Raw genomic sequence first — 21,751 nt, forward strand, 5'->3', positions numbered from 1 at the left:
GGGCTTTTCGGGGGAATGGGCTTTGCGGGGCTGTGTATGTTGGCCTTTTATGTTCATGATGTTCCCCTGATTCTCAACCACTTACACCATTCAAATGTCCGATTAGAACAATTTAGCACAATGCAAATTGTCCGATTATCACACAATTTTGTCCAATTATCACACTATACATAGTTGAATTTATGCGTAAATTTGCGACACCAAGACTAAACAAGACTAACGCAAGCGTGCAGTCAGTTGACAAGTGGAGGTAATTGGCAGTTTGTGATAAAACGCTAATAATAACTCTCTTCATAACACCATACAAGAACAACAAAACTCGCCGACACCTCCACTTGTTAACTGACACTTTAAAAGAGACGACTACGCCATACGTGAAACTTATAAACCTAAAGCTATGAGTCAAACGGACAAATATATACGGCAAGACAGCCGCCGACACAAGACCGACGAAACCGAGCAGTATCTGGAAGATCGCGCCCAACTGCTCGACACTATCCGCGAGATGATAAACGTGGAGATAGACCGACGTGGCGGCTGTATGCAGGGTGGAGCCATCCCCCAAAAACCTCCACCCGAAGACGAACACCGAAAACTTACTTTCCTACAATGGCTCAAAAACTTGATATAAACGACACAACACAGAATAATATAAAATATATAAACAATCTAAATTAATAAAGTATGAATACAAGACGAACTAAACCGCTCATTCCGCTATTCAGTGGCAGATGGGCAAGAGTAGGGCTCAGCGTATTGCTTACAACGCTCGCTTTCGTCGGTGCTCAGGCGCAGACAGCTGGCGAGGGCATAGCTAATCCGCCACGCGATACCAATAAGGAACTGCGCACCAACAAGTGGAGCATTTATGCTCAGGGCGGACTCTCATGGGCTAACGGCGTGTGGTATCAGAACTTCGACGCCAAGTCGAGCTACAAGCAGTCGCCTGCTGTAGGCGGTGGCATCGACTTCACAATCCGCCCATGGATACGTGTAGGTGCCGACTACCTCTGGTCGCGCTATCGTCGCGAACAACGCTTCTCGGTGATTGACAACAAGGTGATGCCAGTCAAGACCTACGGCAACTACATGATGAACACCCACAACATCAAGCTCGGCGTACAGTTCAACTTCATGGAGTTCTGGCCAGCACGCAAGGCTCAGTGGTTCAACATCTGGTTGGGCACCGGACTGGGCGGCACTCTGGCACGAGGCAACGAGTACGGTATGTGGATCAACAACACCAAGACCGAGAACGGTACAAGTTCATCGATTGGCAGCGACGCCAACATCAGCAACGACGGTACTGTCACCATTACGGGCAACGTGAGCACACGCAACCGCCACGAGAACTTCGACAAGCTATACATACCTGCCACTCTGCACATCGAGGCTGACGTGAGCCGCCGATTCACTGTAGGCGTTAAGGGCGAGATGGACTGGCTGCTCAACCGTAAGGAGGTGGCTCCCAAGCACCTTATCTACGCTCTGGCTACCGTACGCTACAACTTCGTACCGAGCCGTGCACGCATGCAGCGCGACTACTACGACGGCGAGATTGCTGCTCTCAACGACCGAGCCAACAGCCTGCGCCAGGAGGCTGACTCAGAGAAGGCACGCGCCGACCAGGAGGCTCAGCTCCGCCGCAACGCACAGCAACAAAACGCCGACCTGCAGCGACAGCTTGACGACTGCCAGAACAGCAAGAAGGCTGTGGTAGCTACACCTGAACACTACGTGCAGTTTGCTCACAACAGTTCGTATATGAGCCGTGAGGAAATGGACCGCCTACGCTCGTTCGCACGCAGCGTGAAGGGCGAGAAACTCACCGTTGTGGCTGAAGCAAGTACACCGGGTACTTCCGACTACAACCAGCTGCTCTCAGAGCGCCGCATGAAGCGCGTTGTAGACGTGCTTATCAAAGAAGGCTTCGCTCCGCAAGACATCCAGCCGCAGACAGCCATCGGCTCGAAGGAAGGAAAGAAGGCTGCCGAAGGACGACGCGTTACTATAAAGGTAAAAAAGTAAAAGAGTAAAAAGGTAAAAAAGTTGAGAATATAAAAACTAAAAACATACGACTATGAGAACATTAAAATCTATTCTGTTAGCCGGCGCAATGTTGCTGGCGACACCAGCGTTCTTCAGTTCTTGTCAAGAAGACGCTCCCCAGATCGACTACACTATGAGTGTGACTGTGGTCAACGACTTTAGTAAGGTGGTGGATGCCATAAATAATGGTACGCTCAAGAACGAGCAGGCCATCGCTCAGCTCACGGCTGCCATCGACAAGATGAACGCCGACCAGCAGACCAAGTTGCAAGCCATTAAGGACGTGCTCAACTCGCTCAATGCTACTGTCGATACCAAGCTCGCTGCCATTGAGGCTGCAATGAAGGCGCAAACCATAACATTGGAAGGCAAGTTGGCTCTCATTGAGGACGCCATGAAGGCTCAGACTCTCGCACTCGAAAAGAAATGCGACGCTCTCGTGGCTGCTATCAAGGCGCTGCCCGACTACACCGAAAAGCTCCAGGCTATAGAGAAGGCTATCAGCGCTCTGCCCGACTACACATCGAAGCTTGAGGCTATAGAGAAGGCACTCGCATCGCAGACTATGGAACTCTCTGATCGATTGGCATATATTGAAACAGCTATGAAGGACCAGACTCTTAAGCTCGCGGACAAGCTTGATGCTCTTGATGAGGCTATCAAGGCGCTGCCCGACTACACCGAACAACTCCAGGCCATCAAGACTGCCATCGACGGTCTGCCCGATTACAACGACAAGCTCGCTGCTATCGAGACAGCTATGAAGGATCAGACTAAGAAACTCTCTGAGAAATTGGCATTTATTGAGGCAGCTATGAAGACACAGACCCTAACGCTATCGGCTAAGATTAATACTCTTAATACTATTTTGGCGCTGCACTCTATAGATATGTCTCTTAAGCTCAATGCTATCAAGAAGGCTATCGAGAATATGCCCGACTACACTGCTGCATTCAACAATATCAAGAACGAGATTGCGAAACTTGTGAAGGCTGTAGAAGACGGCAACAAGAGCCAAAAGGAAGCTTTGGATTACATCGCTGTGCTGCTGAAAGAACTGAAGGAAAATAGCGGTGGCGACGACACGAGTGTAAAGAGTTCTATCGTATTTAATGTACGTGAAATCCTTTGCTTAGACCCTTACTGTGGTATTAAATATTGGGTAGATAGTGAACCGAAGATTAAGTTCATTGTTGACCGAAATGCTGCTCATAGCAAGACTAATCCGCTGAAGGTGTATAAAAACGACAAACAAGTGAAGCTTGACTTGGTAAAGGAAAACTCAACTTTGGCATACTATATGTTCGAAGGTAAAATAGACGATTTGATTAAGATTGAAGGCGAAATCAAGTTCTTCTTCACACACTACGGAACCAAGTACGACCTCTCTGACGCAAAGGGTGTTGAACATCTCGTATTACAGTATGATACCCGTGACGAGAAATACGACTTCTCAAAGATGGATAATCTAAAGACATTGGAGCTTATTTCTGGTGCTAAGGGTGCAGGTATAGCATGGCAGACTATAGCCAATACAATACAAAAGAAAGTTGATGGTACTGCCAAGGTTTATTCTTATGTAGACGATACAAGAAGCAAAAAACGCTATATCCCAGCTACAAGAGAGTGTGTTACAATTCCTCTACCGTTGCAGGGAGTTAATGACTTTAAGGTTTGCCTAAACAGCGATAATGACGCTAAATTGGCAGCAGGTAAGTTCACAAGCAAGAAATGGGAAGTTAATTTGCAAAAGACACAGTTCATCCAACAGCGCAATGAATTGGGTTATACCTTCTAATAGATAAGGTTTAAACTACATTGGCGCCCTGCAAGGGCAAAAGCACTAATTGTTAACGCTTTCGCCTTTACAGGGCGCTTTGTTGTATAATACTTTAGGAGGGTGGGGATTTACTGGTCGGGATTCTCCACAAATCCCTGGTATTCCTTTGTCAGTCCCGACATAACGGCGTCGTAGCTCTTGCTCTCAAGATGCTTGATGTTGTCGGGACCTTTGCCTATCGGCATGATAGGCTTGTGGATAGTGAGGCGCAGCGGATGCCATGTCACCCAGTGCATGTCGCGCATACGCGGCATCACATTGAACGAGCCGTTGATGGTGATTGGCACAACGGGCAGTTCGATGTCGTCAGCCAGCATGAAAGCTCCACGCTTGAACACGCCCAGATGACCCGTAAACGTACGTGCTCCTTCGGGAAATACCACGAGCGACATGCCGCCCTGCAGCGTCTTGCGTGCACGGTCGTAGGTCTCGCGTATCTTGCTGGGACCTCGCTTGTCGACGAAGATGTGGTGGGCAGACTCGCACGCCTTGCCCACGAGAGGCATCTGACGCAGCTGGCGCTTCATCATCCACTTGAAGTTGCGGCACAGGAAACCGTAAATCAGGAATATATCGAACGCTCCCTGATGGTTGGCTACGAACACATACGACTGCCCTTTCTGCAGGTTTTCGCGTCCCTCTACCTTCACGGGCAGCAGAAGCACACGCACAATGAACTGCGCCCACCACTTGCCGGGATAATATCCCCAGAAATGACCGTTGCCCAATGCGCAGCCGACAATTACCATCAGACATGTTATTACGGTGTATACAGCAATCAGCGGAAGAGCTATGAAGAGCTGATAAATACGATATATATACTTCATATTCTTTTAATGTTTAATTATTATACTTTTATTTAACAGAATGAAAAGACAAGTTGTTTGGGCTGTTTTTTCACTCTTTTATCTTTGTTGTCACATTCGTTGGATAATATTTCATCCACACAGTTATTTATACCTTCAATGTTCTTATTCTCATAATATTTCATTATTTTATCCGATAAATTGTCTGAGATAGCACTTATTACTGGAATGCGGAGCTTACGCAAATATTGGCTTTGCCAACGAGCGTACCCTCCATTCATGTGGTTGGTAAGATTATTCAACTGCTTACGTACGAAATCAGACATAAGTATAGCTGCAAGCACACGGATCTGTGACAGATTACCTCCTATAATATAGTAAATATTATGCTGAGGATAGAAATTTCCTTCATCAACAAACACATAATTATTACCCGAGATGTCAGGTAAAAGAATCTTTGTCTTAGTCATTAATGTTGGTGAAACAGAATCTATTGTTGCATACCAACGTGAAGGATTCTTACGCACCTTATGACGTGAGATAAGCTGTTCTTTGTGACTTTCTAAATATTCCTTTGCTCTGGGATATTTGTCCAGGACAACAAGTTGACCATCTTTTGAATAAGGATTAAGGAAATACTTGCCACCCCATTTCATGCAGTCACCACTAAGGTCTCTGGCTCCAATAACAGGCAACAACAAATCTTCTTCCACTTTATCCTTTAATTCCGTTGAGATAAAGATTTTGTCAGCACCCGTCGCAACACCTATTCCTATTTTAAACCCCTGTTCTTCTATAAGACTCAATCCTTTATCAAAAGAATTGAACATTGATGTCCAGTCTTCTCCTTCTGGTGACGGCAACATTTCATATTCAATATCTAAGAAGTCATCTATCTTGTTTATATTTGCATAAAGAACACTATCATTCCTATTTTTATTTGAAATCAATGTAATTGCAGGATAAGCCAACACGTTTTTCTGAAAAGCATCAACATTCTCCATATTGATTATTTTATCAATACTGTAATTATCAGCCACCAACTTTCTCAATAACTTGCCATACTTATTACGCATCCAACGATTTGCACAAACAAAACAATGTTTACCATTGGGTTTTAATAATGAAAGTGACTTTTCATAAAACAATACATATATATCAGCACGATAATAGAAGGTTGGAAACGACTTATAAATAGCGAGCTTCTGTTCTGGAATGTCCTCGTATCTTATATATGGCGGATTTCCTACTACTATATCTACTTGATTATGTCTACCAAGCAAATAATCCTCTACTATAATATTCTCTTCTACATTGATAAGTTCGGGAAACTCTATTTTTAAGCGTTCACAACAAACTTTTACCTTTTCCGCATCTATTTCCGAAGCAAAAACACAGTTATGATAAGCTTGATTAAAATCAAAGTTGAATAATTGCGAGGAGTTTTTAAGTCGACTAACTATTTCCAACAAGAACTCTCCTTCTCCACATGATGGCTCCATTATCTTAACGGAAGAAAGATTGGACAAAGACAAATAACCAACCTCATCAAGAATAAACTTGACGACTTCAGGCTTGGTGTAAACAACCCCATATTGCCCACCACCGTATTTTTTATTATCTTGGATTCTATTTAAACTCATCCGTTAAACCTAAAAGATAACCAATAAATGAATTTATAAATGTATCTATTGAAATATTTTCTGCTATACTTTCATAGTTGTCACATCCTGTTGTTGTTATAAGAGCAACAGCATTATATTTATGCTCAAGCACAAGACGTTGACACAATATACGATAACGATCAAGATAGGTAGAGTCAATGAACTCAGAGCCAACGTGAAAATGTGGCTCGTTTACTTTAACTATATGAGTACTTCCTTCGTCCTTACCTACAACCATCAAATAGCCAAGCCAAGGTGACTGATTGCATACAAAAGCCTTTTCACGAAAGGCAGTCCAAAAATCTTCAGCAGAGCCAAGTGACTCCTCAACCCTATTGTTTAAATTATTGCCATAAGATCCAACTTGCGACTTCAGCTCTATTGCAGATATAAGGTTTCCTTTAGGCGAAACAATTAGAAAATCCCAATCCTTGGTAGCACGATAATATCCAGGTATATGATTATTCTTTAAATATATACATTCACGTGGCACACCAGCATCAACCGCAACATTGGCTAACATATCAAGAAAAGAATCAAGCTGTTTACCTGCCAAAACATTTCCTTGCTTCTTTTTGGTTTCCCAAAAAGATTTAACCGCATTAGCTATTTGTTTATTGTATTTCTGTTTCATTTTCTCTAATTTTTACTTTTTAAAGTAATTTCCACCACTTCTGGATCCATATTGAATCGGAACGGCACGAAACCGCCCAATCCTGTGGATACGAACAGAGCGCGGCCTGCCTCCTGGTAGAGTCCGTCGTCCTCGCGACCCGTCAGGTTTGTGGGGCGCAATCCGAACAGACTCATTTGTCCGCCGTGCGTGTGTCCGCTCAGAGTGAGCTGCACATTGCTGCGGGGCAGTATGGAGCGACGCCATGCCGAGGGGTCGTGCTGAAGCATGACTACGAACGAATGGGCGTTGACTCCACGCAGCGTGCGCTTGAGGTCGGCTTTGCTGGGGAATGGCGGAAGACCGTCGTTCTCCTCGCCCGCAATCACTATGGAGTCATTGGCACGACGAATGATGCGGTGGTCGTTGAGCAAGAGCTGCCAACCCACGTTGGCGTGAAACTCTCGTGTGAGCTGTTCGTTGTGACGGCGTTGCTGCATGGGCAACTTAGGCACATACTCCGAGTAGTCGTGATTGCCCAACACGGAGTAGACACCGTCCTTGGCATGCAGACGACGCAGCGTAGACGTGTGGCGAGTGAGTTCGTCGGGGCGCATGTTCTGAATGTCGCCGGTGAACGCTATCATGTCGGGACGCAAGCGGTTCATCTGTTCTACGGCACGTTCAAGCAGTTCGCTGCGCATCGAACCGAGGTGGATGTCGCTGAACTGCACTATGCGATAGCCGTCGAACGACTTGGGAAGGTCGGGCACACGAACGGTGACACGGCGCACACGCAGATGGTCGGTGCCAGTCATCGAACCAGTGAACAGCACGTAAAGCTGTCCCAGCACAAGCAGCAATCCGAAGTAGTTGCCCCAATTGCGCGTGCCTCCCGCCATACGGCGCACGCCACGTCCGGCTATCGACGACAGAACGAACAGTAGCTTGGGCACCACTATCAGTCCGAGCATGAACAGATAGATGTTGAACAACGTGAGGTTGGCTGGCGCAAAGTCGTCAATCATGGCGTAGACAAGCGTCACCGCCACCATCGCAGCACCCGGAACCCACCACAACAGACGCATCAGGAGCGAGAGGTCGAAGCGGTGGCGTATGTAGCGACGATAGACGTAGAGGTCGGGCAACAGGGTTGCCAGTATTATAAATATGAATATACGGGCTATCATCTATTTTTATCGTTTGTATGAATAAAGAAGACACATCAGTCTGCCAGACGTGAGGCGAGAAACCTCCGCATCAGTTCTACGGGCACATGACGGCGCCGCGCATAGTCGCGCAACTGGGTGTCGTCGATGCGTCCGATGTCAAAGTAGTGTGCCTTGGGATGTGCAAACATCAGTCCCGACACAGAAGCGTGGGGCTTCATGGCACCGCTGTCGGTGAGGCGTATGCCTATGCGCTTCATGTCGATGAGGCGGTCGATGATGAAGTTAAGGCTCGTGTCTGGCATCGACGGATAGCCTACGGCTGGCCGTATGCCCTGGAAGTCCTCGCGCAGAAGCTGCGGTATGTCGAGATTTTCGTCGGGAGCATATCCCCAAATGGTTCGGCGCACCTGCAAGTGGACAAGTTCGGCAGTGGCTTCAGCCAATCGGTCGGCAAGAGTCTGGGCTAACATGCGCTGGAAATCGTCCTGCTGGAAGTCGTGCTCAATCGCCTCGTCGATGCTGGCGGCAAACACCCCCACCCTATCCTTTATGCCCGACGACAGCGGACGCACGAAGTCGGCAAGACAGAGGTAAGGCGCTCCAGGCTCGGAGGGGCGCTGCTGTCGCAGCATCGGCATGCGTTCTGTGCCTACTACGATGTCGTCGCCGTCGGCATTGGCATCGAACAGGCCTACAAGTGCATGCGTCTGATAGCGCGGTTGCAGTTGGTCGAGCATGAAGTTTGCCTCGTTGAGCAGTTTGTCCTTCTCGGATTGCGGCTTGCCGGCGAGTCCCCACGCATGATAGAAGTACAACCAGTTGATGTAAGGGCGCAGTTGGGCGATGTTGAAATCTATCTGTGTTATATTATCCATATATATCAGAGTCTGAACTCCAATGCCTCACCACGACTCGTGGTGTCGAAGGCTCCATTGTTGTATATTATGCTGCCGTTGCACATTGTGGTGCGCACCTGCCATGCGAATGTGTGTCCCTCCATCGGACTCCATCCGCACTTGCTCTGTATGCACTCCTTGTCGACAGTCCAGGGCGATTCGGGACGCACAATGACTATGTCGGCCTTGTAGCCCTGACGCAGATAGCCACGACGCGACACGCCGAACAGTTCGGCAGGATTGTGGCTCATCAGCTGAACCAGACGCTCGATGGTGAGCACGCCCTCGTCGACGAGTTGCAGCATGGCAACGAGCGAGAACTGCACCATAGGCATGCCGGAAGCAGCACGGGCACATCCGCCCTGCTTGTCGGCAAGAAGATGTGGGGCGTGGTCGGTACCGATGGTGGCAATGCGTCCGTCGTTGAGTGCGGCACGCAGGGCGTCGCGGTCGGCGGCTGTCTTGATTGCGGGATTGCACTTGATGCGTGTTCCGAGTGTGGCATAGTCGGCATCCGAAAAGAACAGGTGGGCTATGACAGCCTCAGCGGTGATGCGCGGATTGCTGCCGAAGAGCTGCAACTCGCGTGCTGTAGTGAGGTGTGCTACGTGCAGACGAGCTCCTGTCTGCTCGGCAAGTTCCACAGCGAGGCGTGTAGACTGCCAGCATGCCTCCTCCGAACGAATCTCGGGATGATGCTCTACAGCCGGGTCGTCGCCATACTTGGCCTTAGCCTCAGCCATGTTGCGATTGATTATGTCGGTGTCCTCGCAATGCGTCATGATGGGCAGTTGCGCTTTTGTAAACAGCTGCTGCAGCACCTCCTTGCGGTCGACGAGCATATTGCCTGTGCTTGAACCCATAAACAGCTTTATACCGGGCACACGGTGCGGGTCTATAGACGTAACGACATCAATGTTGTCGTTGGTGGCACCGATGAAGAAGCCGTAGTTGACGTGCGACTTGCGTGCAGCGTCCGCATATTTGTCATCGAGTGCCTCGAGCGTTGTGGTCTGCGGATTGGTGTTGGGCATGTCGAAATACGACGTGACACCGCCAAACGCAGCCGCGCGGCTCTCTGTTTCGATGTCGGCCTTCTGTGTCAATCCGGGGTCGCGGAAGTGCACATGGTCGTCAATCACACCGGGTAAAACAAAACACCCCGTAGCATCCACGACGCTGTCGTAGTTGCCACGGGGAGAGTCTGTACCTTCAACTATCTCTGTTATAACATCATTGTCAACAATCACGGAAGCCTTTCGGGCTACACCCTCATTGACAACGGTTCCTCCAAATATTAATGTTTTCATTTTTTCTTCAAAAAAATGGTTGTTATGTTGTTTTTTAATCACACCATCTCAACATCTCAACTCAACACCCCGACTCCTACTGCGCAGGCGCAGCCAGCTCATTGGGAGTTGGCCCCTGGGCTGGAGCAGGAGCAGGCATTGCCTGTTCAGGGGTCTTCATTCCATTCATTATGGCTTGGTTCTCCTGTGCCTTCTTATAGTAGTCCTTTACGTAAGGATCGTTCTTGAACTTATCAGTAGCCTTGCTCATGATGTCCTCAATCCACGGAGTGAGTTCGGGATAGCGATAGCCGATGGTCACCATGAAGAATACGCCAGGACCGAGCACGTTGTCGAAGTTGTCGGTGACAAACGAAGTGACGAGCTTGTCCTCCTGCTCAGTCAGTCGCTGAGCCTCGGCGTTGATGCGACTGTTTACGACGTTCATGTCCGAACCGTCCATAATGGCGCGGTCGTGCATGTGTACGAGTTCTGCCTCCTGATTCTTCAGCTGGTTGTAGCGATTGAAGAACTTGAACAGCTCGTCGTTGAGCGGAGTGCCGCTGACTGTTTGCTGAGTATTGTCTATTTTGATAGTGATGTCACCCTTTTCGAGCACGAGAGGCAGTACGCTTTCATCATCCATGAAAATATTGGCCATACATATAGAGTCGAACGATCCGTTGAAGTGGAACTGTCCGTGCACTACGTCGCACGAGTCGATAGTCTTGAAATCGTTGTCATGTAGAACCTTCAGATAGAGCATGCGTCCGTCGAGTGTAGAAACGTTTGACGATCCCTGGATGTTATAAGAATTGCCGCATGACGCTAACGCCATGATTGTGATAAAAGCGTAAAGTATTTTACTCATAAAATGTGGTTACTTGTAAATTTGTATAAAGACAAAGGTAATATGTATTATTTGAATAAAAGACGTTTTTGTCGAGTTTTAAGTTAAGATTATTCTTATTTAGATTTTTTTCGACACGCCTAATACATCTTCCTACTGAGCGTTGGTAGTGTTTTCTTCCTTCTTCAGGCAACTGCTGATGCGGTGCATAGTGTACATTTCGAGAATTGCAGCCACGAGCAACAGCAACACCCACTTGTTGTAAACCACCTCAATGTAAGTGGTATAGTTGGTGAATGTATCGCGAAGGAACTGGAAAGCGGTGTCTACCATAAGTAGTCCGGAGAACACGAACAATATGTCGGCAAGCGTCATGATACGCTTCAGACGCTTGATGGTGGGGTTGTTGCCCTCATAAATCTCGCTCACCTGCATCCAGGCGAACAACAGTGCACCTACAAGATAAATCCAGCAAGCCACCTCGCGTGCATACATGAACGCAAAACATCCTGCTCCTAAAACCATAAGTATGCCGCCAACAAGGAACAGCATACTCTGTACTCTACTCATTTGTTTCATTATTGTCGGTTTGTGGTTTTTTATCGTCACTCAATACATAAATATCCTCGTCGTCGGTCTTCATGAAATAGCGTTCGCGCGCAATCTTCTGATAAGCCCCCGGCACATGGTTAAGCTCCCTGAGCTTGCGCATGTCGTCCTCGTTCTGGGCGTTGTACTTGTCGATTTGCTGGCGAAGGTCGCTTATCTGCATCTCCAACTGGACACGATGCATAAAGCTGTTTTCATCGACAAAGCCTACGAGTATAATTCCGGCGATGATGACAATAGCATATTTGTAGTGGCCCACAAGAGCCATTATAAGTTTAAGACGACCCATTGTTATTTAATTTGTATGCAAACTTACTCATAATTTTCCGTATTCATACACGAAAATAGAATTTTTTATAGTAAGTTTGCAGTTGATTATCATCATCGCACATTATATAATATGGAAGAATATATAGTTTCAGCACGCAAATACCGCCCGATGACGTTCGACTCGGTAGTGGGCCAGAAGGCTCTGACCACCACCCTAAAGAACGCCGTGAAGAGCGGAAAGCTGGCTCATGCCTATCTGTTCTGCGGACCGCGCGGCGTGGGCAAGACCACTTGCGCACGCATCTTTGCCAAAGCCATCAACTGCATGAACCCCACTGCTGAGGGCGAGGCATGCGGCGAGTGCGAGAGCTGCAAGGCGTTTGCCGAACAGCGCTCGTACAACATCTTCGAGCTTGACGCCGCCAGCAACAACTCGGTGGAGCATATCAAGTCGCTCATGGAGCAGACACGCATTCCGCCGCAGGTGGGCAAGTACAAGGTTTTCATCATCGACGAGGTGCACATGCTGTCGTCTGCCGCCTTCAACGCTTTCCTCAAGACGCTTGAAGAGCCGCCGGCACACGTCATCTTCATCCTCGCCACCACCGAGAAGCACAAGATTCTGCCTACAATCCTGTCGCGCTGCCAGATATACGACTTCGAGCGAATGACTGTGGAGAACACCATATCGCACCTAAAGAACGTGGCACAGAAGGAGGGCATCACATACGAAGAGGAGGCTCTGGCTATAATAGCCGAGAAAGCCGACGGCGGTATGCGCGACGCTCTGTCGATATTCGACCAGGCGGCGAGCTTCTGCCAGGGCAACATCACCTACGCCAAGGTGATTGAAGACCTCAACGAGCTGGATGCTGACAACTACTTCCGCATGGTTGACTTGGCGCTTGAGAACAAGGTGAGCGACATAATGGTGCTGCTCAACAGCATCATAGAGAAGGGTTTTGACGGTGGCAACCTCATCAACGGACTGGCGTCGCACGTACGCAACGTGCTCATGGCTAAGGACGAGAGCACTCTGAAACTGCTCGACGCAAGCCAGCAGCAGGTGCAGAAGTATGCCGACCAGGCGCAGCGATGCCCCACGAAGTTCCTGTATCAGACACTGAAGCTGACCAATCAGTGCGACCTGTCCTACAGACAGAGCAGCAACAAGCGACTGCTCGTCGAGCTGACACTCATACAGGTGGCTCAGTTGACACAGCCCGAGGATGCTGCCGATGGCGCGGGGCGTAGCCCCAAAAGTCTGAAATCCCTGTTCAAGCACTTAACGATGAACCGGAATGCAGCGGCTCGGCAGGTGGCCGCTCCGGAGAATAACGCCGCTCTGGCTGCTGCCATGGGCGCTGCCTCGGCACACATCACACAATCGGGAGCTGCCACGGCAGCCGCTACGACTACGGCTTCAGCCCCTACGGCAGCACCCAAACGCCCAGCCATGAAGCTGTCGAGCCTCGGCATCACATTCCAAAGCCTTCAGCAGAAGCAGCAAACGGAGAAGAAGCAGGAGGCGGAAATAACCAACAAGGACGAGAATGAGGAGTTCAACCAGGACTTCCTCGAACTGCAATGGCTGTCGATGTGCAACCGCATGCCGCAGAAGATGATTAGTCTTGCCTCACGAATGAAGAACATGAGGCCACGCATAGCAGAATTTCCTGCCATCGAGATAATCGTCGACAACCAGATGCTGCTCGACCAAGTGGATACCATAAAGGGACGAATACGTGCCACTATGGCAAAGGCTCTGCACAACGGCAACATAACGCTCACACTCAGACTGGCTAAAGCCGAGGAGATAAGCAAGAAACTCACCAAGAAGGAGGTGTTCGACGAACTGATGAAGCAGAAGGAAGTGCGCTCGTTCGTCGAAGCCATGGGACTGGAGCTGACGTAAGCCGGCAATCGAAGCTGACGTAACAACGAACCATTCGTAACAAAACAAAAGATTACATAAATGAAGACATTGAAAAGATTTCTGCCAGACATTCTGGTAGTATTGCTGTTTGCCGTCATCGCATTTGCCTACTTCTTCCCGGCAGATACCGAAGGCCGCATTCTCTATCGCCACGACTCGTCGGCAGGACGAGGCTCGGGTCAGGAGCTGACCGAGTATTATCAGCGCACAGGCGAGCGCACCCGTTGGACCAACTCGCTCTTTAGCGGAATGCCTACCTATCAGATGGCACCGTCGTACGACAGCCAGCAGGTTCTGAACGAGGTAGGCAAGTTCTACCACCTGTGGCTGCCCGAGAACGTCTGGTATGTGTTTGCATACCTTCTGGGCTTCTACATCCTATTACGCGCATTCGACTTCCGTCGTGAGCTGGCTGTGCTCGGCTCTATAATATGGGCGTTCAGCAGCTACTTCTTCATCATCATCGCTGCCGGACACATCTGGAAAGTGATAGCCCTGGCTTATCTGCCGCCTATGATAGCAGGTATTGTGCTGGCATATAGAGGAAAGTATGTGTGGGGATTTGTCATCACGGCACTGTTCACGGCGCTTGAGATACAGGCCAACCACGTGCAGATGACCTATTATTATCTGTTCATCATCGCCTTCATGGTGCTGGCTTATCTGTGGGATGCCGTTCGCAATCATCGCCTGGCACAGTTTGGCAAGGCTACGGGCGTGTGCTTTGTGGCAGCCGCACTGGGCGTTGTCATCAACCTCTCCAACCTCTACCACACCTGGCAGTACACCCAGGAGTCGATGCGAGGAAAGAGCGAACTGGTGAAGAAGAACTCAGCCAACCAGACAAGCAGCGGTCTCGACCGCGACTACATCACACAGTGGAGCTATGGCATCGACGAGACATGGACACTGCTCGTGCCTAACACCAAGGGCGGAGCGTCAATGCCGCTTGCCATGAACGAGAAGGCTATGGAGAAAGCCGACCCGCAGTTCTATCAGATTTATCAACAGTTGGGACAGTACTGGGGCAACCAGCCCGGCACAAGCGGACCGGTATACGTGGGCGCTTTCGTACTGATGCTGTTCGTACTGGGTCTGTTCATCGTGAAAGGACCTATGAAGTGGGCGCTGTTCCTTGCCACCGGTCTGTCGATACTGCTTTCGTGGGGCCACAACTTCATGTGGTTTACCGACCTATTCCTCGACTATGTACCCATGTATGCCAAGTTCCGAACGGTGGCTTCGATACTCGTAATTGCCGAGTTCACCATTCCTTTGCTGGCAATGTTGGCACTTAAGAAGATATTCGACACTCCCGACTTCTTCACACAGAAGATACGCATATACCTCGGCACGTCGAAACATCCTATCATTGCGCACAACACGACCAACATGTTTTGGTTGTGGGTGAGCTTCATAGCTACGGGTGGCATGGCGTTGCTGTTTGCCATCATGCCGTCGATATTCTTCCCCGACTATGTTTCGGCTTCAGAGCTGGAGGCAATGAAGCAGATTCCGTCGGAATATCTTGGTCCGTTGCTCAGCAATCTGCAGGAGATACGCATCTCGATATTCACCGCCGACTGCTGGCGCACATTCTTCGTCATCGTGCTCGGCACCGCTGTGCTGTTGCTGCTGCGCATGAAGAAGATACAGCCCAAGTATGCTGTGGGTGCCATCATCGTGCTCTGCCTCGTTGATATGTGGCAGGTCAACAAGCGTTATCTCAACGACGGCATGTTCGTAGAGCGTAGCGTGCGCGAGACTCCGCAACAGGAGACAGCCACCGACCGCCAGATCATGCAGGACAAAGCGCCCGATTATCGTGTGCTTAACCTCGCTTCGAACACGTTCAACGAAAACGAGACTTCTTACTATCACAAGTCTATCGGCGGATACCACGCTGCCAAGCTGCGCCGCTATCAGGAAATGATCGACCAGTATATCGGTAAGGAGATGCGCGACATGCAGGGTGCCATCGTCAACGCACAAGGCGACATGACCCGTGTGGCTGGCGACTCAATCTATCCGGTGCTCAACATGCTCAACACCAAGTACGTAATCCTGCCGCTGCAGGGCGGACAGACAGCTCCGCTGCTCAATCCGTACGCCTTCGGCAACGCATGGTTTGTAGACCGTATAAGCTATGTTGACAATGCCAACGCCGAGATTGATGCCGTAGGAAAGCTCAATCTGCGCCACGAGGCTGTAGCCGACAGCAAGTTTAAGGATGTTCTGGGCGAGCCTGTAGCACAACAGTCAAATGCCGTAGTGACTCTGAAGAAGTATGAGCCTAACGAGCTGACATACACAGTAGAGTCGCAGAAGGGTGGCATCGTAGTGTTCTCGGAGGTTTACTATCCCGGATGGACAGCCACTGTCGACGGCACAGACACTCCAGTAGGCCGTGTCAACTACATCCTTAGAGCCATCAACGTCAAGCCAGGCAAGCACACCGTAGTGCTGACATTCAAGCCTGCATCGGTGAAGAACACCGAAACAGCTGCCTATGTGGCTTATCTGTTGCTCGTACTGGCTATCGCCGCAGGCGTATTCTTCGAAATGAAGAGACGCAAGAATGAAACAAACGAACTGAAGAAATAACAATATGGAGTTTCGTACACCAGTAAACATTACGCTCGCGCCGTTCGCTATCGAACCGCGCGAGCGTATGCTTTTTGTAGGCTCTTGCTTTGCCGACAACATAGGACGGCGATTTGTGGAGGACAAGTTTCGCGCTACGGTCAATCCATACGGCGTGATGTACAATCCGGCAAGCATCATGCACACCGTGAAGCGATGGACCGATGAGCTTGTTGCAACCGATGAAGCCCCTCAGACGGCTGTGTTCACGCTCGGCACCAACCATGTCTACATCCTCAACGAGACGGGCGAGATAGTGGACAATTGCCGGAAGCGTCCACAGCGGTTGTTCACCGAGCGCGAGCTGAGCGTTGACGAGTGTGCCGACTATCTGCGTGAGGCAATTGCCACACTCCAGAAGATTAATCCTTCGGTTCGTATCATCATCACCGTAAGCCCCATCCGCTACGCCAAATACGGATTTCACGGCAGTCAGCTGTCGAAGGCAACGCTGCTTTTGGCTGCCGACAAGTTGACAAAGGAGATGGACAACGTGGTGTATTTCCCTGCCTACGAGATTGTCAACGACGAATTGCGCGACTACCGTTTCTATCGTGAAGACATGCTCCACCCTACCGACCAGGCTGTGGAATACATCTGGCAGCGCTTCGGCGAAACTTTCTTCTCCAAGCAAACACGCAAGTTTCTCGAAGAGTGGCACCCGATAAAGGCTGCTCTCGCCCACCGACCATTCAATCCGGAAGCCGAAGAATACAAGAAGTTCTTGGAAAAGGCGAAGGAAGGGGAAAGGGAGTTGATGGAGAGGTACAAGTGAAGAGCCCTACCCCCGGCCCCTCCCCCGTAGGGAGGGGAGTAATATGATTTGTTTGCTATGGAAGGATAAAAACAGTAGCGGAGGTCTCCGGCCTCCGCTACTCGTTTTCTTGCGCAGGGTATGGCGAGGACGCCATACCCTCCTATATAAGTTTACAAAGCATACCACTCCCCTCCCTACGGGGGAGGGGAGTGGTATGCTTTGTTGGGTTTCGATATCTTACAACCCTATCCTCACGCTTCCGCCTGCCATAATCCACAGACCCGGCTGGCGCACAGCACCGAGGTCGTAGTATCTGTGGCATGTCAGGTTGTCGGCCTTAACGTAAAGGCTGTACGACGGAGCGGTCCACATCAGTTTTACGTCGACCTTGGTATAAGGCGAATAGTTGTTCATGCGCTCCTGCCAACGTACTGCCCACGATGCCGACAGACGGCTCCAGATGCGGTGGTCGAGCTGGAATGTGGCCTTATGACGCAAGTATTCAAGAGCATAGAGCGAGCCGAATATCTCGCGGTCGGTCTCGTGCTTCTGGTGGATGAAGGCATAGCCAGCCTTGACACGTGTGATGAACGAACCCGGAACGAGCTCGTCCATATTGAGCGTAACGTCAGCCGAATAGCCCATATTGTCGAGTTTGCCGATGTTCATCGCCTGATACTTGCGACTCTCGGCTGTAGGATAAACCCAGTCGATGATGTTCTTGCCCTCAGAGTAGAATCCGCTCAGCACAGCCTCAACGCCACGTGTGCGGAAGCGTGTACCAATTTTGAAGGTAGAATTGCGCTCTGGGCTGAGGTTGGGATCGCCCTGCTGTGCCGAGTTTGAAGTATAAAGGTCGGTGAATGTGGGCACACGCAGCGCCTTGTTCCACGAAGCGTAGAACTTCCAGTTGTCGCTCGGACGATAAGAAATGTCTACACCAGGATAGAAACGAAAACGGTTGTCGAGTCCCGTATTGCGGTTGGCAAGCACGCCAGCCGACAGGGTGAATCCACCGAGAATTACATTATGCTCAAGAAAGACGCTCGTGTTGGTGCGGTCGCCACGATGGTCGTAGTGGCGGTCGGAACCGTGTATGGCAGTCCACTCGCTCTCGTCGAGCAGTGTTCCGTATGCAGTACTGAGGATGTGCTCCTTGCGCAGGTCGACGCCAACGGCTGTCTTACCCAGTAACCACGAGGCATGGGCATTGAGAGCAGCTCCATATACATCCATACGGTGATAGTTCTCGCCGTTCTGTGCTCCTTCCTTGCCGCGAGTGAGCTGATAATGGTCTACATCGCGGTGCCAATATACCGAGGGCGAGAACACCAGACGCTCGTCGGCAAACGGACGTACGTCTGCAAGAGCCGATGCCATGAAGCGGCGTGTTGCCTCCCACTGGTTGTTGAAGCGGGCGCTGTAGAATGTAGATGCGCCATAATCCTGCGACGACAGACCGCCCTGCCACGACAGATTGACGTAGCGCGACTCCAAAGCTCCCATATAATACATGCGACGACGCTTGAAATCGCTGTTGGCTGTGCCACCGTCGCTCTGCGTATAGCCTCCGCTGAGCTGCTGGCTGACATTGCCTGTGCGAAGACTCAAACCAGCATCGCCACCGAATGTGCCGAACGAGCCTCCTTCGGCCGACACACGCACACTGCTCTCCTTGTCGGTGTGCGTCACGATGTTGATGGCGCCGTTGAACGCCGACGAACCGAACACACGTGCCGAAGCACCCTCGAGAACCTCGATGCGCTCAATGTCAGAAAGAGAAACTGGGAAATCGGCTGCATTATGGCCGGTTTGCGGGCTTGACATGTTCACTCCATTCAATAGAATGGTAATCTGGTCGAACGTGCCGCCATTGATGCTGATGTCCGTCTGTACACCAAAGCCACCGCGCTGACGGACATCTACGCCCGTGGCTAACTTAAGAATGTCGTTGATACTTGACGCCTCCGCACGCTGAATGTCGTCGCGCGAGATGACAGTCACAATCTTTGCCGACTGCAACGCAGTGAGCGGAGCACGCGAACCGGTGACAAGCACCTCGTCGAGCTTCACCTCCTGACGGCCAAGTGAGTCGGCAGCCATTGCTGTAGCAGCAGGCTTAGTGCTGATTCCGTCTGCCTTGGCGTAGGTCAAAGTTGCTACACTAAGGGTGCAGATGAGCACCTCACGTCCGATACAGCTGAACAGAGCATAGCTACGGCGCGAGAAATGCTTGAAGCGCAGAGCCTGTCTGTCGTTAAATCTGTGTCTGTACATAGATTTTTTTAGATGAATTAATTAATAAAAATGAATAAAATAATACAGGGGCGTATATTTTAAAAACTCGCACTACCAATCACTGGCAGTGCGAGTTGTCGTTGCAGCGCTGTGCAACTTATCATTGTTTAATTGTATATATTAATACCATTTCTTACTTCTCAGCATCGATAGCCTTAATCTTCTGGCGAACCAGTTCGAGGTCGTCGCGGAGCTTCTGCACCTTGCGATTCATCTCGTCGATAAGGCTGTTGCCCTTCTTAGAGCTTGCATTGAGGAAACCGAGGTTGTTCTCGTAGGTCTGAATCTCCTGCTTGAGCTGGTCGAAACGACGCATCAGGCGTGAGCGCTCTGAGCCCAAAGCCTCCTCGCCACGCTTAGCCATGTTCTTGATGTTCGACTTGAAGTCGTCAAGACGGCGGCGCTTTGTAGAGATATTCAGCTGACGATAGATTACGTCGAGCACCTCATGATACTCGGCATAAAGAGTGTCCTTCTCCTTGAAGGGCACGTGGCCTACCTTATTATATTCGTCGACGAGAGCCTGAACCTGATCCTTTGTGGCATCAGCACCAAGACCCTTGAGCTGAGCTATGAGCTCACGCTTCTTGTCGAGATTGGCACGTTCTTCGCCACGTGTGCCTGCATTGGCAGCCTTGCGTGCCTCGAAGAACTTGTTGCAAGCACCGAGGAACTCGTTCCAGAGCTGGTCGCCGAGCTTCTTGGGCACCTGGCCTACGGTCTTCCACTCCTTCTGGAGGGCGATGAGCTTGTCGCTTGTCGACTTCCAGTCAGTGCTCTCAGCCAGAGCCTTAGCCTTCTCAACGAGAGCCTTCTTGCGCTCTATGTTGTCGGCATAGGCAGCCTTGAGCTGCTTGAAGAACTCAGTCTTGCGTCCGAAGAAGTCGTCGCAGGCAGCGCGGAAACGCTCGAATATCTTGACGTTCATCTTCTGCGGTGCAAAACCTATGGTCTTCCACTCGTTCTGTATTTCGATTATCTCCTTAGAGTGCTTCTCCCAGTCGGCAGCGCCCTTGTTTTCGAGCTTGCCAATCTCCTCTACCTTCTCGCAGAGGGCTGTCTTGCGTGCAAGATTCTCCTCCTCGCCAGCGCGAAGGTCCTCGAAGTGCTGCTGATGACGCTTGTTGATGACGGTAGATGCAGCCTTGAAGCGGGTCCATATCTGCTCGCGCAACTCCTTGGCAACGGGACCTGTCTCACGATATTGCTGATGGAGTTCCTGCAACTGGTGGAACGCGCTGATTACGTCCTCCTCGTCGGCAAGCTTCTCTGCAGCCTCACACAGCTTGGTCTTTATCTCAAGATTCTTCTTGAAATCGTACTCGCGAGCCTCAGAGTTGAGCTTCAGCAGGTCGTAATACTGCTCAACGTAAAGCTGATAGTTGCGCCACAGCTCGCTGGCTTTATCTGCCGGCACAGCCTTGATGTCCTTCCACTCCTGCTGCAGTTCCTTAAACTCGTTGTACGACTTGTTGGCTTCATCGGGCGATGTAGCCATAGCCTTGATACGTTCGATAATGGCGAGTTTCTTCACAAGGTTAGCCTGCTTCTCAGCTTCCTGCTCCAGGAACACCTTTGCACGTTTTTCGCGCACTACAGCCATTTGCTCCTTGAATGTTTCTTCGTCTTCGTCGGGCACAATCTGGTATGTTGTGGGATCGCCACCGCCCTCGATGTATTCCTTCAAACGTGCTTCGCGCTCGGCGATGTGCAACTTGTAGAATACAGTCTTAAGTAGGTCGATCTCATCTTTGTCAGGATTGTCGTCGCTCTGTGCAATCTGCTTCAGGCGTTCTACAACCTCCTGCTTTGTCTTGTATACCTTGGTGTTAGCCACCGGCTGTTCGGCGGGAGTGTCTACGTTCTGAACTTCAGCTACGTTCTCCACATTCGCCACTTCTTGTGTACCTTGATTCAAGGCTTTCTCTTGAGAGTCCATCATTTCACTGTTTTAAGTTTATGATAAGGGTAATTCAAATTCTCACCATGCCAAGGCTTTGCCAAGGCATGATTTTCATATACATATATATTTATATAGAGTGCAAACTTAAATAAAAAA

The 21,751-nt window shown here is 50.0% G+C and carries 17 protein-coding genes; 6 read left to right on the top strand and 11 right to left on the bottom strand.

What is annotated here, in order from left to right:
* Positions 1 to 397 precede the first annotated feature (397 nt).
* Genes I6E38_RS04985 through I6E38_RS04995 form a run of 3 tightly spaced genes read left to right on the top strand, consistent with a single transcriptional unit; the run spans position 398 to position 3,847 of the window.
* Positions 398 to 631 carry a hypothetical protein gene (locus I6E38_RS04985; protein WP_235392957.1) on the top strand — a complete coding sequence of 78 codons (234 nt, stop codon included), beginning with the start codon at positions 398 to 400 and terminating at the stop codon, positions 629 to 631.
* A gap of 53 nt (positions 632 to 684) precedes the next feature.
* A complete protein-coding gene (locus I6E38_RS04990; protein ID WP_235392958.1) occupies positions 685 to 2,028 on the top strand; it encodes an OmpA family protein in 1,344 nt (447 codons plus the stop codon).
* A gap of 52 nt (positions 2,029 to 2,080) precedes the next feature.
* Positions 2,081 to 3,847, top strand: coding sequence for a hypothetical protein (locus I6E38_RS04995; RefSeq protein WP_235392959.1), 1,767 nt, complete (start codon positions 2,081 to 2,083; stop codon positions 3,845 to 3,847).
* A 110-nt stretch (positions 3,848 to 3,957) separates the two neighbouring features.
* On the opposite strand, the gene I6E38_RS05000 is transcribed toward I6E38_RS04995, so the two are convergent.
* The 9 genes from I6E38_RS05000 to I6E38_RS05040 all read right to left on the bottom strand — a co-directional run bounded on the left by I6E38_RS05000 (position 3,958) and on the right by I6E38_RS05040 (position 12,077).
* The gene (locus I6E38_RS05000; protein ID WP_235392960.1) at positions 3,958 to 4,716 is read right to left on the bottom strand and encodes a lysophospholipid acyltransferase family protein; all 759 of its coding nucleotides are present in this window, start codon (positions 4,714 to 4,716) and stop codon (positions 3,958 to 3,960) included.
* A gap of 32 nt (positions 4,717 to 4,748) precedes the next feature.
* Positions 4,749 to 6,338, bottom strand: coding sequence for an Eco57I restriction-modification methylase domain-containing protein (locus tag I6E38_RS05005; protein ID WP_235392961.1), 1,590 nt, complete (start codon positions 6,336 to 6,338; stop codon positions 4,749 to 4,751).
* Entirely contained in the window at positions 6,325 to 6,993 is a 669-nt protein-coding gene (locus I6E38_RS05010; protein ID WP_235392962.1) for a PaeR7I family type II restriction endonuclease, read from the bottom strand. The genes I6E38_RS05005 and I6E38_RS05010 overlap by 14 nt, the downstream gene beginning before the upstream one ends.
* Before the next feature lie 5 nt (positions 6,994 to 6,998).
* On the bottom strand, positions 6,999 to 8,162 hold the full coding sequence (locus tag I6E38_RS05015; RefSeq protein ID WP_235392963.1) for a metallophosphoesterase: 1,164 nt from the start codon (positions 8,160 to 8,162) through the stop codon (positions 6,999 to 7,001).
* Positions 8,163 to 8,197: 35 nt separating this feature from the next.
* Complete coding sequence (locus I6E38_RS05020) at positions 8,198 to 9,019, bottom strand: vitamin B12 dependent-methionine synthase activation domain-containing protein (protein ID WP_235392964.1); 822 nt, start codon at positions 9,017 to 9,019, stop codon at positions 8,198 to 8,200.
* Between the two features lie 5 nt (positions 9,020 to 9,024).
* Positions 9,025 to 10,350, bottom strand: coding sequence for a dihydroorotase (locus I6E38_RS05025; protein ID WP_235392965.1), 1,326 nt, complete (start codon positions 10,348 to 10,350; stop codon positions 9,025 to 9,027).
* Positions 10,351 to 10,426: 76 nt separating this feature from the next.
* Positions 10,427 to 11,200, bottom strand: a complete 774-nt coding sequence (locus I6E38_RS05030; RefSeq protein WP_235392966.1) for a DUF4369 domain-containing protein — start codon at positions 11,198 to 11,200, stop codon at positions 10,427 to 10,429.
* A 132-nt stretch (positions 11,201 to 11,332) separates the two neighbouring features.
* Positions 11,333 to 11,758 (bottom strand): hypothetical protein, encoded by a 426-nt coding sequence (locus tag I6E38_RS05035; protein ID WP_235392967.1) that lies wholly within the window; start codon positions 11,756 to 11,758, stop codon positions 11,333 to 11,335.
* The gene (locus I6E38_RS05040; protein ID WP_235392968.1) at positions 11,742 to 12,077 is read right to left on the bottom strand and encodes an FtsB family cell division protein; all 336 of its coding nucleotides are present in this window, start codon (positions 12,075 to 12,077) and stop codon (positions 11,742 to 11,744) included. Before I6E38_RS05040 ends, I6E38_RS05035 begins: the two co-directional genes overlap by 17 nt.
* A 111-nt stretch (positions 12,078 to 12,188) precedes the next feature.
* On the opposite strand from I6E38_RS05040, the gene I6E38_RS05045 reads away from it, so the two are divergent.
* From I6E38_RS05045 to I6E38_RS05055, 3 genes are read left to right on the top strand one after another with little or no spacing between them, the layout of a single operon-like run.
* A complete protein-coding gene (locus tag I6E38_RS05045) occupies positions 12,189 to 13,973 on the top strand; it encodes a DNA polymerase III subunit gamma/tau (protein WP_235392969.1) in 1,785 nt (594 codons plus the stop codon).
* Between the two features lie 60 nt (positions 13,974 to 14,033).
* Positions 14,034 to 16,598: a YfhO family protein gene (locus tag I6E38_RS05050; RefSeq protein WP_235392970.1), complete on the top strand. Its 2,565-nt coding sequence runs from the start codon at positions 14,034 to 14,036 to the stop codon at positions 16,596 to 16,598.
* Positions 16,599 to 16,602: 4 nt separating this feature from the next.
* Positions 16,603 to 17,412, top strand: a complete 810-nt coding sequence (locus tag I6E38_RS05055) for a GSCFA domain-containing protein (RefSeq protein ID WP_235392971.1) — start codon at positions 16,603 to 16,605, stop codon at positions 17,410 to 17,412.
* A gap of 219 nt (positions 17,413 to 17,631) precedes the next feature.
* On the opposite strand, the gene I6E38_RS05060 is transcribed toward I6E38_RS05055, so the two are convergent.
* Positions 17,632 to 19,671, bottom strand: a complete 2,040-nt coding sequence (locus I6E38_RS05060) for a TonB-dependent receptor domain-containing protein (protein WP_235392972.1) — start codon at positions 19,669 to 19,671, stop codon at positions 17,632 to 17,634.
* A 154-nt stretch (positions 19,672 to 19,825) separates the two neighbouring features.
* Positions 19,826 to 21,634: a DUF349 domain-containing protein gene (locus I6E38_RS05065; RefSeq protein WP_235392973.1), complete on the bottom strand. Its 1,809-nt coding sequence runs from the start codon at positions 21,632 to 21,634 to the stop codon at positions 19,826 to 19,828.
* Positions 21,635 to 21,751: the final 117 nt, after the last annotated feature.

The sequence above is a fragment of the Leyella stercorea genome (genome assembly GCF_021531355.1).
In the GTDB taxonomy this organism is placed as follows: domain Bacteria; phylum Bacteroidota; class Bacteroidia; order Bacteroidales; family Bacteroidaceae; genus Prevotella.

Coding starts and splice junctions, on each gene's coding strand:
- I6E38_RS04985 (WP_235392957.1), top strand. CDS start 398: ATGAGTCAAACGGACAAATATATACGGCAAGACAGCCGCCGACACAAG.
- I6E38_RS04990 (WP_235392958.1), top strand. CDS start 685: ATGAATACAAGACGAACTAAACCGCTCATTCCGCTATTCAGTGGCAGA.
- I6E38_RS04995 (WP_235392959.1), top strand. CDS start 2,081: ATGAGAACATTAAAATCTATTCTGTTAGCCGGCGCAATGTTGCTGGCG.
- I6E38_RS05000 (WP_235392960.1), bottom strand. CDS start 4,716: ATGAAGTATATATATCGTATTTATCAGCTCTTCATAGCTCTTCCGCTG.
- I6E38_RS05005 (WP_235392961.1), bottom strand. CDS start 6,338: ATGAGTTTAAATAGAATCCAAGATAATAAAAAATACGGTGGTGGGCAA.
- I6E38_RS05010 (WP_235392962.1), bottom strand. CDS start 6,993: ATGAAACAGAAATACAATAAACAAATAGCTAATGCGGTTAAATCTTTT.
- I6E38_RS05015 (WP_235392963.1), bottom strand. CDS start 8,162: ATGATAGCCCGTATATTCATATTTATAATACTGGCAACCCTGTTGCCC.
- I6E38_RS05020 (WP_235392964.1), bottom strand. CDS start 9,019: ATGGATAATATAACACAGATAGATTTCAACATCGCCCAACTGCGCCCT.
- I6E38_RS05025 (WP_235392965.1), bottom strand. CDS start 10,350: ATGAAAACATTAATATTTGGAGGAACCGTTGTCAATGAGGGTGTAGCC.
- I6E38_RS05030 (WP_235392966.1), bottom strand. CDS start 11,200: ATGAGTAAAATACTTTACGCTTTTATCACAATCATGGCGTTAGCGTCA.
- I6E38_RS05035 (WP_235392967.1), bottom strand. CDS start 11,758: ATGAAACAAATGAGTAGAGTACAGAGTATGCTGTTCCTTGTTGGCGGC.
- I6E38_RS05040 (WP_235392968.1), bottom strand. CDS start 12,077: ATGGGTCGTCTTAAACTTATAATGGCTCTTGTGGGCCACTACAAATAT.
- I6E38_RS05045 (WP_235392969.1), top strand. CDS start 12,189: ATGGAAGAATATATAGTTTCAGCACGCAAATACCGCCCGATGACGTTC.
- I6E38_RS05050 (WP_235392970.1), top strand. CDS start 14,034: ATGAAGACATTGAAAAGATTTCTGCCAGACATTCTGGTAGTATTGCTG.
- I6E38_RS05055 (WP_235392971.1), top strand. CDS start 16,603: ATGGAGTTTCGTACACCAGTAAACATTACGCTCGCGCCGTTCGCTATC.
- I6E38_RS05060 (WP_235392972.1), bottom strand. CDS start 19,671: ATGTACAGACACAGATTTAACGACAGACAGGCTCTGCGCTTCAAGCAT.
- I6E38_RS05065 (WP_235392973.1), bottom strand. CDS start 21,634: ATGATGGACTCTCAAGAGAAAGCCTTGAATCAAGGTACACAAGAAGTG.